The organism is Neobacillus sp. GCM10023253 (assembly GCF_042653105.1).
Lineage (GTDB): Bacteria > Bacillota > Bacilli > Bacillales > Cytobacillaceae > Neobacillus > Neobacillus citreus.
Genome location: NZ_JBHSHV010000014.1, coordinates 56,860 through 74,850 on the forward strand (window position 1 = coordinate 56,860; position 17,991 = coordinate 74,850).

Consider the following 17,991-nt stretch of genomic DNA (forward strand, 5'->3'; position numbering starts at 1 on the left):
AGCAGCTGATTATGAACACAAACTTTGATAAGGTCGTGGATCGTTTTCATACGAATTCTGCTAAATGGGACGGGATCTCTAACGATTATGGCAGAGATGTAATCGCTTTATCTGTTGCTGATATGGATTTGCGTGCACCACAAGTCCTTGTCGATAAAATGGTGGAAATGGCTCGGCATGGGATTTATGGCTATACAGAACTTTTTCCTCCCTACTATGATGCCGTGGAAGGCTGGTTTCAAAGGAGGTATGACTGGAACATTAATCGGGAATGGATCGTTTTTTGTCCCCGAATTGTGCAAGCGGTATCTTTGATATTGCAGAATTTTATCCAGGAAGGGGATAAGGTTCTCGTCCATACTCCATCCTATGCGCCTATTACAAATGCCGTAACGGTAAACCGAAGGACACTGGTCGAAAGTCCATTAGTATTAAAAAATGGCCGCTATGAAATAGACTTTGAGGACACAGAAGCAAAGATGAGAGGGGGGGTGAAAATCCTCTTATTATGCTCACCGCATAATCCAACCGGCAGGGTTTGGACAAAGGAAGAACTGTGGCGATTAGGGGAGTTGTGTTTAAAATATAACGTTCTTTTGGTTTCGGATGATATTCATGCAGATTTTATCCATGGTGATCGTCAGCATACAATTGTAGCAAGCCTTTCAGATCAACTGGCTCAGCAATCGATTATTTGTACTTCACCCGGAAAAGCGTTTAATCTGGCAAGCCTAGAAATTGCGAATATTATTATTCCTAATGAAACATATCGTGCCAGGTTTAAAGAATCTTTAATCCAGGCGGGGATTCATAATCCAACCTTTTTTGCCGTCCCAGCTTTAGAGATTGCTTACACATGTTGCGATGACTGGCTAAACAGTCTAAAAAGCTATATCGATGATAATCTTTCTTTTACAAAGGAGTTTTTCAAGGGGAATTTTCCAAAAATCAAACTAATTGAACCTGAAGGAACTTATTTAGTATGGATGGACTGCAGGGACTGGAGTCCAAATGAAAACGTTTTAAAACATTGGATATTAGAAGAGGCAAAGGTAAATGTAAGCTTTGGTTCTTCATTTGGAAAGAAATACGAGGGCTTTATCCGTTTGAATCTTGCAACACCTAGAACGCTCTTACATGAAGGATTAAACCGTATTGCACAAGTATACAAAAAGATTGCACAATAAAAATATAAATAAGGGTGAATAAGATGGTGAAATCAAAAGTAATTAAGGAACCAACAATGTTCTTAGCTTTATTACCGATTTTTGCAATGGTTATATTTTTGTCCTTCGGTTATATCTTTTTTCAATTGCCTCCAGAGCCTTTAATCATTATGTCCGCCATTGTTGCTGGAGCCATTGCGATTTATTTAGGCCACTCGTATCAAGATATTATGGATTCCATTTCTGAAAAAATTGCTAAAACCATGCCAGCCATCCTGATCTTAATTGTTGTCGGTTTTATGATAGGGGCTTGGATGGTTGGCGGAACGATTCCAATGATGATTTACTATGGCCTAAAGATTATTGATCCGCAATTTTTATTAATTACAGCTTTCCTTGTCACTTCCGTCGTATCTCTTTGTACAGGGACCTCTTGGGGTTCTGCTGGTACAATCGGGGTTGCATTTATGGGCGTTGCAGCTGGAATGGATGCCAACTTAGCAGCTGTAGCAGGTGCAGTAGTGGCAGGTGCCTATTTTGGAGATAAGTTATCACCATTATCGGATACCACTAATATTGCATCCATTGCAACGGGTGTAAATCTATATACGCATATAGGACATCTACTTTATACAACAGTTCCTTCTTTTATTGTTGCCGGTATTGTTTATATTGTTGTCGGTTTAAATTCAGGTTCAGCAACTGCAGAAATTCCTGAAAAGGTTTCCACTATTATGAGTACATTGGATCTAGCTTTTAACTGGAATCTTCTTTTAGTTGTTCCAATTCTGATTGTGCTTGTTGGTTCTGTCTGGAAAAAACCTACGATTCCGGTCATGCTGATTTCGTCGATTTTCGCAATGGCCAATGCATTGGTTTTTCAAGGATTTACTTTGAATGATGCTGTCTCTTCAGTTGTGGGTGGCTTTAATATTTCGATGATCAAAGCACCAGGATTCGATCCGAACACCGTGATTGCAGATATTCCTAGATTGTTAAACCGCGGTGGTATGAATTCAATGATGGGAACACTATTAATCTGTTTCTCTGCCATTTCCTTCGCCGGGACTTATTCAGTAACGAAATCTCTAGATTTAATCATTAACAAAATGATGAGTAAGGTTAAATCGACAGGCAGTCTTATTGTTACAACCATTATTACGGGACTGACAATGATTGGTGTAACAAGCAATGGTCAAATTTCTATTCTCATGCCAGGTGAAATGTTACGAGATAGTTATATTAAAAGAGGACTCCATCCTAAAAACCTTGGACGTACGGTAGAAGATTCGGCTACAATTATTGAACCTATCTTACCATGGACTGCGGCAGGGGCTTATATGGCTGGAACATTAGGAGTTGCCACCTTATCCTATTTGCCTTGGGCTGTATTATGTTGGACAGGAATTATTTTTGCTACTATTTGGGGCTTTACGGGCTTTGGAATTGCAAAGTTATCGCCTGAAGAGCATAAACAAATGCTTGCGGAGATTGAAGGTAATCAGGAAAATCTTTCATCTAAAGCTGCGGGATAATCTGAAGAAAAAAGGATTAGTTGATGGGGTAGAAAAATCAGCTAATAAGGAGTAAAGGAAATCTATGAAGGTTGTTAAAGAGGAATTTGGAAGATTGTTAGATCAACCCATTTCCGCTTACACGTTGAAAAACGACAATGGTATTGAAATTACCTGTCTAGATTATGGTTGTATTATTTCTGCTATTAAGGCTCCTGACCGCAATGGTCATATCGAAAATATTGTTCTTGGATTTGATCAATTGGATGACTATCTCAAATGGTCACCTTATTTTGGAGCCGTTATCGGAAGAGTAGCAGGAAGAATAAAAGGAGCCCAGTTTGAATTAAATTCAAAGACTTATGTATTGAGCAATAACGAGAACAGGAATCATCTTCATGGCGGAGAACGTGGATTTCATAATGTCTGTTGGAAGACAAAGATGATTCAAAGTGAGGGGACAGTTGGCGTACAATTTTCGTATTTCAGCCCCGACGCTGAAGAAGGGTATCCAGGTAACTTACATGTAAATGTAAGTTACTTGCTAACTAATCAGAATGAATTGGTCATTTCCTACCATGGAACGACAGATGAAGATACCCTTCTAAATCTAACCAATCATTCCTACTTTAATTTAAGTGGAAATATGAAGCGGGATATTCTAGAACATTTTCTTAAATTAAATAGTTCTAGTTTCCTAGAACTTGATTCTGAATTCATTCCTACTGGAACTATTTTAAATGTTGATCGGACACCTTTTGATTTCCGGAATGGAAGAGCATTGAAGGAGGGTGTTCTATCAAGTCATCTGCAAAATAAACTGGTTGGAACTGGTTATGATCATCCCTTTATATTAAATGACAATCATCCTATTTATTTGATGGATTATGAGAGTGGTAGATGCTTAACAGTTGCAACTGACCAAGCTGCGGTTGTTCTGTATACAGGTAACCAAATCCCAAGTGGTTTTTCCATTCAAGGTGTAAAATCTCGAAAATATCTTGGTGTTTGCTTGGAAACACAAGGATTGCCAGATGCGATTCACCATTCCCATTTTCCATCTATTGTGCTTAAAAAGGGTGATGAATATCATGCTAAAACAACCTATACCTTTAGTGTTTTTAAATAAAATCATTGGAGATGTGATCTAAAATGAATACCATTTATACAGAAAATGCACCTAAGGCAATTGGTCCTTATTCACAAGGAGTTAAAGTGGGAAATCTTCTTTTTCTTTCAGGACAAATTCCCATTGACCCTGAAACAGGTAATGTCGTAGAAAATGATATCATTCTTCAAACACAACAAGTGATGAAGAACATCAAAGCAATCTTGGAAAGTGAAGGACTCACACTAAATCATATTGTGAAATCAACTATTTTTTTAAAAGATATGAGTCAATTTGCAACGATAAATGAAGAATATGGTAAGGCATTGGGAGACCATCGTCCGGCTCGATCCACAGTCGAAATCAGCCGACTTCCTAAAGATGTATTGATTGAAATTGAGGTCATTGCAAATACAGAAAAATAATGTTCTTAATACTTATTTTGGTTCTCGCAAAAATTCATAAATGGACAGCGCCACTCAAACCCAAACAGTGGTGGCTACAATGAGAAGTGTTCACAGCACTTCTCTTTTTTATTATTTTGAAGCATGGGGACGGTTCTTATGCATCAATTTTTAACTGATTACCTTCTTGTTAGATTGAAAGGTTCGATGATTTAAAGCCTGAAACAGATTTTAAATCATGAGAACCGTCCCTGTGCATCTTCCCTTAGATCCAGAAAATGAGGGTCATACCCCTACCCACGGTTTATTTCTTCTATAACTAACATCTTTATATGATAATACTTCGGTTAATTCTGAAACTTCCCTTATAAATAATCGTATAACTTTATAGAAGCGCTAAATGATCAATCCTCCAAGGGTTGTTTGAACCTAGAAAAACTCAACACATATAAATGCTTGAAATTGAGAAGTAGATTTATTGTCAAAGTAAAAAAGCGAAACAAGAAGGAGGTTTTCATGATTCCAGATTGGAAACTGGCGGATGAAGCACTCAGGAACATTGAAGTGCAAGGTAATGAAAATAATCAACCTGTTACCATTATTGGGTTTGCTGAAGGTCTGAAATGTATCGGAATCGGAACGGATGCTGCCGTTTTTCAGTATCATATGACACCGAACTATGTATTTAAAGTATATTCCCATCAAGCATTAAAGAAAAAAGAAGTGGAGAAACATGTCTACGAACATTTAAAGGGGTCCCGTTATTTTCCACAACTTTATGGGAGCGGAATCAACTACATCGTTTTAAGTTTCGAAGAGGGAGTAACTTTTTATGATTGCCTATTGCAAGGCATTCCAATCACCGAGCAAGCGATTCAGGACGTAGAGGAGGCTCGGGAGTATGTCCGTAGTCAAGGATTGAATCCGAGAGATATTCATCTAAAAAACATCCTTTTGCAAAATGGAAGAGGAAAAGTTTTAGACGTATCGGAATATGTCAAAAAGGGAAACGACCGCCGCTGGGAACACCTTGTATGGGCATATAAAAACTTTTATTCCTTCATTTCTGGCATCCAAGTGCCTTTATGGATTCTGAAAACAATAAAACATTGGTATCTCCGGATTAACTTAGCAAGTTTTGTGTTGGAAAAATTTACTCAGCGAGTAAGCCAGCTTTTATGCAAACAGCGTAAGTAACCCGTGATTGGTTCTATCACAGGCTTTTCACGGTTGCAATAAAAAAACAGAATAAAAGAAAGAGATAAAAACTCTTGCTTTTTATGATTTTTAATGGCTAGTGTTAGGGTTCTTTGCCATCATCAAGTCATTCTTATATGCCGCCATCGCAAGTTCATACCTCACCTTTTTGCCCGCTTCCACGTAATCCGCTTCCTTCACAAGACCTGATAATGAATACCGGTGTCCACTGAACTCCACGTTCAGCTCAGTGATTTGCTTGAATTGGAACCTCTCCACAGGAACGCCGTTCCCATCCTTCAAAAGGTATTCACCGTACTTCTCGTTGCATGTTTGTGCCACTTCCTCCATCACCTTAAAGGCATCGTCCGGATTTTGCTTATAATCGAGGACAAGACTTTCGTTCACCCGGCGCCTTCCCCGGCTCCCGTTCTGAAGTTCTGTGATGTTGCTATAGGAGACTGTATAGAGGTAACCGTCATACTGGCGGATATTCAAGTGACGCATGCTGATTCCCTCGATTTCCCCCTGATGGTTTCCGTTGATGATGACATAATCGCCGAGCTGGATTTGGCGCTCAAACAAATAAGTCAGCCCCATAATGTAATCACGGATGATATGCTGAAAGATCAATGCCAAGGCACCTGCCACCACGACCGAACCAGTGACAAGCTTTTCCAGTTTGAAGAAATGGCTAAGGACATAAATGAAGAAAAACACCAGTCCCAATACCTTTGTCACCTGGTTGGCGAAATGCATCAATGTCTCTTCCCGCTTTTCATCCAAGAAGCTCGTTTTGTCAAAGAAAAGTCTGATGGATTTGCGGATCAAATAAACTGTAAATATAATCAGCAGTGCCACCGTTAAAATTTTTATGGGCAACTGCTGGAATAATCCCAAGAAAGACATCCTATCAACCCCTGTTTTTTTTACACTATACCATAGGAATGCGGATAAGGAGAAAAAATTCGGGTGCCACTGTTTCCGCCCGAATTTTGTCATAAGATTGATAGAGTTTTTTATGTCAGCAGTCCAATATTTGATGCAAAAGAACCGTCCCCGTGCTTCATCTAACAATTTTTGATGCATGAGAACCGTCCCCATGCATCACCCGACTTCTTCCACGTGTTCGAGCTGTTCGATGATTTCAATGAATGGTTCGACGAATTGAGGGTCGAATTGTTTGCCGGAGCAGGCTCTTAGTTCGGCGATGCCTTCTTTAAATGTTTTTGTTTTTTGATAAGGACGTTCGGTTGTCATGGCGTCGAAGGAGTCAATGATGCATAAAATCCGTGCTAGTTTAGGGATCGATACTCCTTTTAGGCCATAAGGATAGCCGTTCCCGTCATACCGTTCGTGATGGAGTTCGACTAACGGAATTAAATCTTCCAGTTTCTTATTGGTCGAGATAATTTCCTTGCCCCAGGTCACATGCTTTTTCATCATTTCCCATTCATGGGGCTCAAGCTTTCCTTTTTTATTTAAAATATCCCGTGGAATTTCGAGCTTGCCAATATCATGAATGAGAGCGCCAAGGATCAGATTCTTACGCTCACTATCCGATAAGTTTAACTTGCGGGAAAAATCAACGGCATACTGGTACACCCGTTTACTGTGACGATAGGTATAGACATCTTTCGAAAGGAAGATTTTCAGCTGCTGCTCCGCTTCTTCGAGCTCTTTGTCCATCGAAAGGGAGTGCTGCACCGTATATTCGGAATGCTCATTAAAGAGCTGGACCAGGTTTTTCCCTTGGTTCTTTGCGGAATACATGGCCTGGTCCGCTTGATTTAACAGCTGCGAAATACTATAGGTTTCCTTCGAGCATTCCGCGATTCCAGCTGAAAAGGATAGGCAGCCATAGGCTAGTTTTTCAACCCCTTTAAAATGGGTATCATTTGTTTTCTTTCTAAGTTCATTGATAAAAGAATGGGCCCGATGAAGACTTGTCCTCGGCATGAGAAGGGAGAATTCTTCTCCACCATAGCGAGCAACTGTATAGCTATTCAATTTTGCTTCATTTTCTAAAAGAGCACCGAACTCCTTCAGAAGCTGGTCTCCTTGGATGTGCCCAAAAATATCGTTATATTTTTTAAAATCATCAAGGTCAAGCAAGGCGACACTTAAAGGCTGCTCCAAGTCCTTGGCAATCGAGACTTCTTTTTCCAAAAGTTCTTTAAAATATCCATGATTATTTAGACCTGTTAAGTAATCTCTGTTAGCTTTTTCAGAAATCTTTTTAAACAAGCTAAAATGCTGTTGAAATGCTACCGATAGTAAAACGGTAATGCAGGTAAATAGAAACAGGCCAAAGATGGGATTGGAACTCATTAAAGTAGCCAGAACTAGCGAAAGCATTAGAGTACTAAAATAAGGGGCAATCGCCTCTTTAATCATTCCTGTTAACACATTCATTAGATTTTCATCGGCGACTAATAAAAAATAGATCCCTAGTAAAAGGATATTTACTGCAAAATAGACACTTAAAGAAACAGCATATGGAATTAAATTACTTGGTTGAATCGAACCTGTTGTTCCACCTAAGTAAAGAAAGACATAATGAGCCGTTATAATCATTAAAGTGTAAATTGAAAAATTATAAACATGTTTCCACCATACCATTTTTCGCAGGGAGAAAAGAAAAATCACAGAAAAAATCAATAAAACATAGAGTGTTATATTTAAGCCGAATAAAAACAGGCTTGCCAAAAATACGGAAGAATCCATCGAAAGGGCATTACCCTTAGGCGGAAGGAGAATATTATAATGATTAAGCAGCAGGATGGCGCCAACTAACGCATAAATGACAGTCCAATCATGACTGCTGTAGTTTCTAAAGTCAATTGAGACTAAAAATACGATGATGCTGCCTATGGAAACTAGGGAAATGTATCGATTAGCTGGAGTTTTAAACAGTCTCATTATTTTTCACTTCTCATATCGATAAATTTTTAAAAGAGAAGTTATGCAACATAACTTCCCTTCGGTAATCATTATTCACCAAATTTGAATCCTGATGTTAATGCAATTATAACAGAACCAATAATGATTGCATTATAAAGTAAACCTGTGATCTTAAGGCCTTGAGCTTTTTTCATCGTGTTTCACCTCCTTTCAATGAAAGGGAGGTATCTTCATTATTTTTTTTATTTGGCTGGAGCATTAAATATTGGATAAACAGAAACGCGCCAATATTCATCACCACATCGCCAATGCTAATGACTTGTGTCCGTGGATATGGGGGGCCCAATGGTATTATATCGCCCAAAAATCCAAGTATCGTAGAGTCCGTTAATAGAACATGTTTCGCGTATAAACCGTCCTTAAGGGCCTGGATATACATGGGATCGAGCACAGCTGCGGCTTCCTCCGAGACCGGCATTCTTCCCCCGTTTACCACCATCACCAAAAAGTTTAAAAACACACCGATAAAAATAATCATAAACCCTTTATGATGTCTGTTTAAGTACAAAAATAGCAAACCAATGATATATACTGCCATATAAATAGATTCACTGGCTTTTCCAAGCAGCTTGATATCATTCTGATAGACAAAGGTAATAATTTGAACAATCAACAATAAAGGAAAAACCCAGCCCCACTTCAGCTTTAACTGGGCCAGCCCCCTCAGATTCCCTTTCCGGATAAACCCAACAACCAAAGCCAACAAAATCCCATCATACACCATCTCTACTTGCCCACCTATATTCAATTTTTTATATCAATTAATTACACAATCTATGAAACTTAGGTAATATTTACAATTATTATAGTAAAATATTCCCCCAACAAATTACAACAATTTTTTATAAATTTCAACAATAAATGTTGAATCATGGGTGAAGCATGGGGACGGTTCTTGTGTACTTGGTGGCACGAGTGTGTGTATAACTAGCCCCTTGGGTATCCATGATAAATTTACATAAAAAACCTTCCAATTATTGAAAACGGAAGGTTTTTGGGGGGCTCTTTTTTAGAATTTTAAATTACAAGTAAAAAGGAGATCTTCCCTTGTTACTTCTTCCAGCCTATTTTGAACAATGGTTTCTACTCTTTCTGCCATATTCGTGATGATAATTGGTGTAACGATTTCTTTATTATTACTCTTTATAAACGGAATATCGAAGTTTACCAACAAATCTCCGACTTTAACAGATTGACCTTGTTCTACATAAACTTGAAAACCTTCTCCGTTTAGTTGAACAGTATCTAAGCCAATATGGATTAACAATTCTAATCCATTGACTGATTTAATTCCAATGGCATGTTTCGTAGGGAAAACCTGAATGACTTCCCCGTCAACGGGTGCGACAAGTTTCCCGGCACTTGGTATGACGGCTACACCATCACCCATCATTTTCTCTGAGAAGACTGGATCGGGTACTTCTTCTAATGAAACAACTTTTCCATCGAGTGGAGAATAAATTTCTACTTCGGGTTTTCCCTTTTTCTTAAACAATTTTTCGAACATGATTATCTCTCCCTTTTTCCATTTCCGACATAATGCGTGTATCATTTACAGATACGAAGAGTTCTATTTGTCTACCCAATGCTGGATACTTTTCATCAAATAGACTCCAAAGCTTTTAACGTCCTATCCCGAATCTGAATCCGGTTAATATAGTCTTTTGCCACAAGTTCTGTGTAGATTAAGTCAAAAAGTAAAAACAAAGGCAGAGTCGGCGAGATGTTTTGACCCATATGCATATTACTCTTACTCATCATGAGAAGGGGTAAATGAGCTAATTGATATAGGTCAGATGTTTTGTCACTCGTGATGGCAAGAATCTTTGCACCTTGTTGCTTGGCAATTTTAATCGCATCAATGACTTCTTTTGTTTTTCCTGAAACGGAAATGCCAATTACTAGGCTACTGTCTGTGCATAATGCTGAATCCATCACCGCTTGATGTGGATCTGTGATGGAATCGACCTCAATGCCAATTCGGAAAAATTTCCATTTAAATTCTTGGGCTGCGATACCTGAGTTGCCAATTCCGTAAACATGAACTTTCTTAGCATTATTTAAAAGAGAAACTGCGTGCTGAATATCGGTATAACTCATTTTCTGAAAGGTCGTATCGATGATTTGTATATGGTTTTGATAGAGATTAGAAAAATAATCAATCTCTTTTATGTCGCTTGCCGGGGCAGGCTTGTTTCTTAAATCGATATATCGTTTTAATTCGTGTTTAAATTCATTAAACCCTGAAAATGAAATTTTTTGACAAAAACGTGTAATGGTTGCAGGAGATATATGAATTTTCTTGGCAATTTGACTGATTGATAATTGACTAATTTCGTCAGGATTTTCAATAATATATTTTGCTAACTCTGCCTCAGAGCTCGTAAATTTATCCATCGTACAGGTTATACCATGAAGAAGGTTCTCACCAAGATATTCCATATGCTTTCTCCTCATTTAGATAATCCATTCGTTCATTTTAAAAGATCATAACCTTATTGTTAGTTAAGTCTTTGAAAACTATGAATGAACTAGCCCCAGTAAAACTAAATAGAGAAAATAACCAGGCGACTGCCTGAGTTATTTTCGCTGCAACTTATTTTTGCAAAGATTCGACAAATCTTTTCGTGATGATCTGGGGTCTTGTAATTGCTCCGCCTACCACTACGGAGTGGACATGAATATCTAGCACGGAACGGGCAATTTCAGGTGTTGAAACATTACCTTCTGCGATCACCTTTGCGTTTTTCACTTCTTTAACAATTTGTTTAATGACGGCATAGTCATGATCATCGATTTTCAAGCCTTTTGTCTCTTCTGTATATCCGTATAATGTCGGGGCCACAATATCAAAACCTAACTCATCGGCGAAAACGGCTTCTTCAACCGAAGAGACATCAGCCATCAACAAAATATGAGGATACTTTGCTCGTACTTCCCGATAAAACGATTCTAAATTTCTGCGATCCGGCCGGATTCGATCTGTTGCATCTGTCGCAATGATTTCTGCCCCTGTCTCAGCCAAGGCATCTATTTCTTTCATCGTTGGCGTAATAAAGACAGGATGGTTTCCGTATACTTGTTTGATGATGCCGATGACCGGGAGATCTACTTGCTTTTTGATTTCTACAATATCTGAGACGGAGTTTGCCCTAATGCCAACTGCTCCGCCCTCTTTTGCAGCTAGTGCCATTCGCCCCATAATAAACGAACTATGCAGTGGTTCCCCATCTAAAGCTTGGCAGGAAACAATTAATCCATTTTTTATCTGCTCTAACACTTGATGCATAACAAAACACGTCCTTATCTTATTACTGACCTAAATACTCTTCTACTTCGTTTTTGACAATGGTTACTTGAGGTCCATAAATGATTTGAATTCCCGTTCCCTTTTTCACAATCCCTTTAGATCCAGTCTGTTTAAGGACATCGTCCTTCACCAAGGTTTCATCCTTAATCGTTACACGCAGACGAGTTGCGCAACAATCGACAACCTCAATATTATTCGATCCGCCCAAGCCTTCAACAATCGTTTTAGCACGGTCTGTAACAGATACTTGCTCGGTAACTTGTTCGTCGTCTTCACGTCCAATGACTTTGAAGTTCTTTTTTATGATTAAAAATTTAAATGTAAAGTAGTATAAGAAGAACCAAGGAATACCTACCAGTAAAACATATGGCCAATTTGTCTTACCAACACCTTGAAGAATTCCAAATAAAATGAAATCAATAAATCCACCTGAGAAGGTTTGTCCGACAGTAATATTGAAAATATCAGCCATCATAAAAGCAAGACCATCAAAAATGGCATGAACTACATAAAGAAGTGGTGCCACGAACAAGAAACTAAATTCAAGTGGCTCTGTGATTCCGGTTAAGAAAGAAGTTAACGCTGCAGATAACAAAATCCCTGCCACTACTTTTCTATTTTTCTTTTTAGAGCAATGGTAGATGGCCAATGCGGCACCAGGTAAACCAAACATCATCGTAATAAAACGGCCTGACATGAATCTAGATACCCCTTCATAATAGTGTTTGGTCGAAGGGTCGCCCAATTGGGCAAAAAAGATGTTTTGTGTACCGCTAACAATTTTCCCGCCAATTTCCATCGTTCCACCAAGAGCTGTTTGCCAGAATGGAAGATAGAAGATATGGTGCAAACCAAGCGGTCCAAGCATACGTAATATAAATCCGTAGAAAAAGGTTCCGATTACCCCTGTGCTTGTCACGATGGATCCTAGCTGATTGATTAAAGCTTGGAAATATGGCCAGATGACAAATAGAATCGCTCCTACAAAAATCGACGCAAACGAGACGACGATCGGAATAAACCGAGAGCCTCCAAAGAAACCTAATACTTGAGGCAACTGAATTTTATTGTATTTATTGTGCAATCCAGCTGCTACAATCCCAACGATAATACCGCCAAATACACCGGTTTCTAACGTCTGTATCCCAACAGCCATCCCTTGCCCAGCACCTGCCAAATTATCCTTTACCAGGTCACCGGTTAAAGAAAGTAGCGCATGAATGGTACTATTCATTACAAAGTAACCAATCATGGCAGCTAATCCTGCCGTCCCTTTATCTGAACGAGCTAAACCGATGGCTACCCCGACCGCAAAGATGATGGGCAAATTGCCAAATACGATCGAACCTGCGGCACTCATGATTGTAAAAATGGCCTGTAGCCAGCTGATATCTAAAAATGGATAAGCTGAAACCGTATTTGGGTTAGACAGCGCTCCACCAATTCCCAATAAAAGACCTGCTGCTGGCAAAACCGCTATAGGAAGCATAAACGATTTACCAAATTGTTGAGCTTTCTCAAACGCTTTCTTCATTGCTATTGACCTCCTTAATCTTGGATGGAACATCTTGATGTAAAGCCTTGCATACGTATCATAAATCGACAATAAATCGATTTCAACGGGTTTAAAATCGTTTTCAACCATTTTCATGATTCTCTCCCGAACAGTGAAAACCTATTCAAACTGGTGCGCAATTATATATTTCTATCATCTCTAGTAGTAGAATCACTACTGAAAGGAAACCTTGTTCAATCTTTTCATGGCTTTTCTTATTTGTTTGTGGAATTTAATAAAAACGAATAAACAACACATAATCTAACAGTTTTTCTATGAAGTTATAAGTATGAACCGAAAGGGGTCGCGTTGGCGGGCAAGCGGTTACTGTTTCAACGGGGAGGAGAACATAATGAGAATATTAAACGTAGCGAATTATGATGAGATGAGTCAAAAAGCGGCAGAGCTTGTAATAGAAAGGATCCGTCGTAACCCTCATATAAGCCTTGGATTAGCAACAGGCGGAACTCCGGTAGGATTATATGCTCAATTAGTGAGAGATCATCAACTAAACCATACAACTTATCAACACGTGACAACGTTTAATTTAGATGAATACCTGGGACTGTCTAGTGACGACCCCAATAGTTACCGTTATTTTATGGACAAGCATTTATTTGATCACATTGATATTCAGAAAACGAATACCTATATTCCGTCAGGCGATTTTAAGAATCCAGAGCAACAATCTAAGGACTATGAGGATCTTTTAAGAAGTAAAGGCGGTGTAGATCTTCAGATTCTGGGTATTGGCAGTAACGGTCATATTGGCTTTAATGAGCCAGGTACACCCTTTCAGTCTGAAACACACATCGTTGAATTAACACCTTCTACACGTGAGGCTAATGCAAGATTTTTTAATAGTCTTCATGAGGTGCCTACTCATGCTATTACAATGGGGATTGGGAGCATTATGCGCAGCAAAGAAATTTTATTACTGATATCAGGAGATCAAAAAAGAGACGCTTTGATGCAGCTGTTACGAGGCGAAATTACCGAAAATTTCCCTGCTTCTATGTTAAAAACACACCCTAATGTGACCATCATTGCAGACGAAGCTGCCACCGGATCACATCCCCACTCAACTAAACTTTAAAACGGTAAAGTATAACAGCTATGCTAAGGGCATGGCTCTTTTTTTTGTGAAAAATGGGACATGGGGACGGTTCTTGTGCCTCACAAAATGAGGCAAGAGAACCGTCCCCATGTCTCATTCCACAACATGTTTATTGCTGTCAAAAATGGGTTCGCTGGTATTGGGCAAATACCAAAGTGTCTTTAGTTTGATGCCCTTTTCCGCAAACATGGCGGTCAATTCTTCCATGAAGATGCCGCGCGTGGGGTCACAGGAAGGGCTGCTTTGGATGCCAAGAATTCCTGCAATCTCATAGCCGTTTTTTAAGTAATCTTCGGCTTGAAACAAGACGGGCTTCAGGATTTCACGGCAATGCTTTCGGTATTCCGGCGTATTATATTGCTCGTATGTCATCGACGGGCGGTCCAGTCCTAGAAAAGTAAATTCCGGACAGGGAAGCTGCAGCAATCCATAGCCTTGTTTCATGGCCCATTCTACAGCTGAAATAATTGCTCCCGCTGCTCTGGCCTCATCTGGAATGACGGTATTCTGGTTTAAAATACAATGGGAAACAATGAGTATCTGTTTGCTACGCTGCATTTCGGTTCTCCTTTTTTATCAGTTTTGCAAAATACGGCAGCCTGGTGACCATGAACATCACGAGCAGGCAGGTAATGATTTTATCGACAAAGTTCCCGGTAATTCTCGAAATAAACGTGGAAGCAAATACACTATCACCGGCAGCCCGGAGCCAGAGCACCACAACATCCATCCCGCTGCCATTCAAGCCACCGAAAATGGCCACAGCAATGGGCGTGCCGATTAATGGGGCCACAACCGATAAAATCAGTCCTGTTATAAGTGCAACATACCATTTGGTGAAATCAAATCTTTTTGCAATATATCCTACCACTAATGCAATCGCTACATTCACAAGGCCGAAGAAAATAGCGGAACCCCCGGTTGTCACGCCGAGCACGACATTCGTTAAGGCGCCTGCCAGCGCTCCCCACCAAGGCCCGAATAAAACGGCAATTAACACGGTGCCGATTGTATCCAGGAATAAAAGCGGAATTTTTAAAGATGAAACGACGGTACCTAAAATCACATTTAAGGCAATACCCATCGCCGAATAGGTTAAAATCATCGTTTTGCTAGTTTTCATGGTTTCCTCTCCCTTTAAAACTATTTAAATAATAAATTGGCAAACTCTTTGATTAACGGCCGATTTTCTGCTTCCTTAAAGGTGGTAAAGTAAAAGCTGCGCTGAATTGGATTGATATTCTCCACCATTTGGACGCGGCCAGCCTTAACTGCGGGTAGCGCAGCCAGTTTTGAAATAAAGCTGATCCCAAGTCCTGCTTCGACTGCGGCAATCACCCCCTCTGTGCTTCCAATCGATAAGCCAATTTTTAAATCAGTTATTTCCAAACCGTGACCAGCGAGAAATTCTTCCATTCTCTTTCTGGTGCCCGAACCGCTTTCCCTGACGACAAATTCATATTGGTGCAGCTGGCTGAAATCCGCCTCCGCCGTATGAACGAGCGGGTGATCATTCGGAGTGATTAACACGAGAGAATCATCTGTAAGCCGGCGGGAGCTTAGTTTGGGAGAAGCAGGTTTCATCCCGACGATGGCAATATCCACTTGCTGGTCGAGCAGCTTCTTAAGGGAATCCTCAGAATCGTTGATATCGATGGATACCTCGACGTTTGGAAAAAGATCGCGAAAAGCTTTTACCAAACCGGGAACTAGGTAGGTACCTGGAATCGTGCTGGCCCCGATAGTTAGGTTTCCAGTTACGGTGTCTTGAAGTCCATGCAGATCATCCTCAAGTTTCTGCCACCTTCGTCGCAATTCCTTCGCAGCCTGGTAAACCAGGGTGCCTGCAGCCGTTGGCTGAATCCCTGACATCCCCCTGTCAAGCAGGGGAATTCCAAGTTCCTCTTCTAAGCTTTTAATCTTAAGGCTAATCGCTGGCTGGGAACTATTAAGAGCAGCTGCCGCCTCGGAAAAGCTCCCTTTCTCCACAACCAAAATTAACGCATCAAGTTTATTTAAATTCATATGCTCGCTCCATCCGTATTAGCATTTTTTATATTTAATATTTAAAAATTTTATAGGGATTATATACTAATTGTAACCAATTCAAATAAGGATTTATGGGCAATATATCTAATTTTTGTGAAACCATAAGTGATGCATGGGGACGGTTCTCGTGCATCATATCGTGCATCATAGCCCGAGGCAAAGGGAGCATACCAATGTAATTTCACCAACACCTGAAACAAAAGAACCTAATCCCTAATATTTTACTTTTTAAAACTTTCTTAACATAGCACATACATCAACTTAATAATTAATTGATAGTATATATTCTGACATGTTTAGGAGGGTGATAGTTTTGGTTACTCTAAGCGGCAGAAAAATCATTGGCTTATTATCATTAATAATCCTTTCTGTGAATCTGTTTTGCGGTATTCCCCAAGGGGTAGAAGCACACATGAATACAGTTGGTTACTCCGATATTGAGATACATGACAAGACAATCGATTACCGGTTATACCTTGATCCAAGTGAAGTAGCTCAATGGGTAGATGCGCAATCGAAAAGAGTTTTTGTTATTGGCGAAGCATCACAAAATGAAGCTTCTAAACCGGAGGTAAGCTGGACGGCGGAGGACCTCAAGCCTTTCATCCATGAATTCTTAACTGTAACTAACAATGGAGAAACTGCAGAACCCAGCATTAAGGGAATATCCATGGCCGAGCGAAAAGATGCCCCAGCTGTTCTCATTGATATGAATTATGTATTTTCGAAGCCCGTTGATACATATGAAATAGATTACAAGTTCTTTTTTGATCAGTTTGACGCTCTTCATCAAAACTTTGCGACTGTACATATAGGCGATACGGAAGTAGAGAAGATTTTTAACAAAGATGACCGTTCTTTATCCGGTCATGTGGCGAGTGTATCTTCGGGGACCATTACAACGGAAATAACCGTTCCAATCTGGCTTAATACGATGTGGGAGTATGTCAAGCTGGGAGTAGAACATATTTGGACAGGGTATGATCATTTATTGTTTGTAGCCGCTCTTGTCATTTTAAAACAACCATTGAAGAACTATATCAAAATCCTAACGGCATTTACGGTCGGTCACAGTATTACCCTTGCGATTGCAGCGCTGGATATTATCAGGATACCGGCAAACATCATTGAACCATTAATCGCACTAAGTATCGTTTACATTGCCATTGAAAATATTTGGATCAAGAAGCTTAAGTGGCGCTGGCTTTTAGCTCTTGGTTTTGGGCTTATTCATGGTTTTGGTTTTGCCCAGATTCTTCAAGGCACACTGGGTGATCATTATATTTTATCCTTATTCTCCTTTAACCTCGGGGTTGAAATCGGCCAGATCATTGTCGCAGCGGTTCTGCTGCCGCTTTTAATCCTTGCCAGCCGGCGGAAATGGTATCGTCAAGCCGCCTTTTGTGTGTCAGGAGGTATTGCCATAATCGGTCTGTATTGGTTGATTGAGCGAACATTGTTTTAGACTATTGATAGAGAAACCAGGATGTCATATATTCTATAAAGCAAATGTACCACCCGCCTTCTAGCAACATCAGAGGGATTGGGTGGTATTTTGCATTCAATTAGCAGTTTGTTCATCATTGAGGTTTCCAATTGTTAGGAGT

Annotated in this window: 17 protein-coding genes; 7 read left to right on the top strand and 10 right to left on the bottom strand. The window is 39.8% G+C overall.

What is annotated here, in order from left to right:
* Nucleotides 1–11: 11 nt before the first annotated feature.
* The 5 genes from ACFPA1_RS18185 (at nucleotide 12) to ACFPA1_RS18205 (ending at nucleotide 5,389) form a co-directional block, all read left to right on the top strand.
* Nucleotides 12–1,187, top strand: a complete 1,176-nt coding sequence (locus tag ACFPA1_RS18185; RefSeq protein ID WP_378584517.1) for a MalY/PatB family protein — start codon at nucleotides 12–14, stop codon at nucleotides 1,185–1,187.
* Nucleotides 1,188–1,210: 23 nt separating this feature from the next.
* Complete coding sequence (gene nhaC, locus ACFPA1_RS18190) at nucleotides 1,211–2,701, top strand: Na+/H+ antiporter NhaC (protein WP_378584519.1); 1,491 nt, start codon at nucleotides 1,211–1,213, stop codon at nucleotides 2,699–2,701.
* Nucleotides 2,702–2,765: 64 nt separating this feature from the next.
* Entirely contained in the window at nucleotides 2,766–3,809 is a 1,044-nt protein-coding gene (locus tag ACFPA1_RS18195; RefSeq protein ID WP_378584520.1) for an aldose epimerase family protein, read from the top strand.
* Nucleotides 3,810–3,832: 23 nt separating this feature from the next.
* Nucleotides 3,833–4,213 carry a RidA family protein gene (locus ACFPA1_RS18200; RefSeq protein WP_378584521.1) on the top strand — a complete coding sequence of 127 codons (381 nt, stop codon included), beginning with the start codon at nucleotides 3,833–3,835 and terminating at the stop codon, nucleotides 4,211–4,213.
* Nucleotides 4,214–4,708: 495 nt separating this feature from the next.
* Nucleotides 4,709–5,389 carry a serine/threonine protein kinase gene (locus tag ACFPA1_RS18205; RefSeq protein WP_378584523.1) on the top strand — a complete coding sequence of 227 codons (681 nt, stop codon included), beginning with the start codon at nucleotides 4,709–4,711 and terminating at the stop codon, nucleotides 5,387–5,389.
* Nucleotides 5,390–5,479: 90 nt separating this feature from the next.
* On the opposite strand, the gene ACFPA1_RS18210 is transcribed toward ACFPA1_RS18205, so the two are convergent.
* From ACFPA1_RS18210 to ACFPA1_RS18240, 7 genes are all read right to left on the bottom strand, one after another.
* Nucleotides 5,480–6,298, bottom strand: coding sequence for a mechanosensitive ion channel family protein (locus ACFPA1_RS18210; RefSeq protein ID WP_378584525.1), 819 nt, complete (start codon nucleotides 6,296–6,298; stop codon nucleotides 5,480–5,482).
* Between the two features lie 198 nt (nucleotides 6,299–6,496).
* Nucleotides 6,497–8,311: a diguanylate cyclase gene (locus tag ACFPA1_RS18215; RefSeq protein ID WP_378584527.1), complete on the bottom strand. Its 1,815-nt coding sequence runs from the start codon at nucleotides 8,309–8,311 to the stop codon at nucleotides 6,497–6,499.
* 172 nt (nucleotides 8,312–8,483) lie between these two features.
* Entirely contained in the window at nucleotides 8,484–9,077 is a 594-nt protein-coding gene (locus ACFPA1_RS18220; protein WP_378584529.1) for a DUF5317 domain-containing protein, read from the bottom strand.
* Nucleotides 9,078–9,362: 285 nt separating this feature from the next.
* Nucleotides 9,363–9,860, bottom strand: coding sequence for a PTS sugar transporter subunit IIA (locus ACFPA1_RS18225; RefSeq protein WP_213143782.1), 498 nt, complete (start codon nucleotides 9,858–9,860; stop codon nucleotides 9,363–9,365).
* Nucleotides 9,861–9,955: 95 nt separating this feature from the next.
* Nucleotides 9,956–10,795, bottom strand: a complete 840-nt coding sequence (locus ACFPA1_RS18230) for a MurR/RpiR family transcriptional regulator (protein WP_378584530.1) — start codon at nucleotides 10,793–10,795, stop codon at nucleotides 9,956–9,958.
* A gap of 154 nt (nucleotides 10,796–10,949) precedes the next feature.
* Nucleotides 10,950–11,642, bottom strand: a complete 693-nt coding sequence (locus tag ACFPA1_RS18235) for an N-acetylmannosamine-6-phosphate 2-epimerase (RefSeq protein ID WP_378584532.1) — start codon at nucleotides 11,640–11,642, stop codon at nucleotides 10,950–10,952.
* A gap of 22 nt (nucleotides 11,643–11,664) precedes the next feature.
* A complete protein-coding gene (locus ACFPA1_RS18240; protein WP_213144464.1) occupies nucleotides 11,665–13,197 on the bottom strand; it encodes a maltose/glucose-specific PTS transporter subunit IIC in 1,533 nt (510 codons plus the stop codon).
* Between the two features lie 373 nt (nucleotides 13,198–13,570).
* Between ACFPA1_RS18240 and nagB the strand changes: the two genes are divergently transcribed.
* Nucleotides 13,571–14,314: a glucosamine-6-phosphate deaminase gene (gene nagB / locus ACFPA1_RS18245; RefSeq protein ID WP_213143785.1), complete on the top strand. Its 744-nt coding sequence runs from the start codon at nucleotides 13,571–13,573 to the stop codon at nucleotides 14,312–14,314.
* Between the two features lie 114 nt (nucleotides 14,315–14,428).
* On the opposite strand, the gene ACFPA1_RS18250 is transcribed toward nagB, so the two are convergent.
* The 3 genes from ACFPA1_RS18250 to ACFPA1_RS18260 are packed head-to-tail and all read right to left on the bottom strand — an operon-like array spanning nucleotide 14,429 to nucleotide 16,360.
* Nucleotides 14,429–14,893, bottom strand: coding sequence for a CD3072 family TudS-related putative desulfidase (locus ACFPA1_RS18250; protein ID WP_378584534.1), 465 nt, complete (start codon nucleotides 14,891–14,893; stop codon nucleotides 14,429–14,431).
* On the bottom strand, nucleotides 14,883–15,458 hold the full coding sequence (locus tag ACFPA1_RS18255; protein ID WP_378584535.1) for a CD3073 family putative ECF transporter S component: 576 nt from the start codon (nucleotides 15,456–15,458) through the stop codon (nucleotides 14,883–14,885). The genes ACFPA1_RS18250 and ACFPA1_RS18255 overlap by 11 nt, the downstream gene beginning before the upstream one ends.
* Nucleotides 15,459–15,478: 20 nt before the next feature.
* A complete protein-coding gene (locus tag ACFPA1_RS18260) occupies nucleotides 15,479–16,360 on the bottom strand; it encodes a selenium metabolism-associated LysR family transcriptional regulator (protein ID WP_378584537.1) in 882 nt (293 codons plus the stop codon).
* Between the two features lie 337 nt (nucleotides 16,361–16,697).
* Here ACFPA1_RS18260 and ACFPA1_RS18265 point away from each other — a divergent pair, with 337 nt between their 5' ends.
* Entirely contained in the window at nucleotides 16,698–17,849 is a 1,152-nt protein-coding gene (locus ACFPA1_RS18265; RefSeq protein ID WP_378584539.1) for a HupE/UreJ family protein, read from the top strand.
* Nucleotides 17,850–17,991 lie beyond the last annotated feature (142 nt).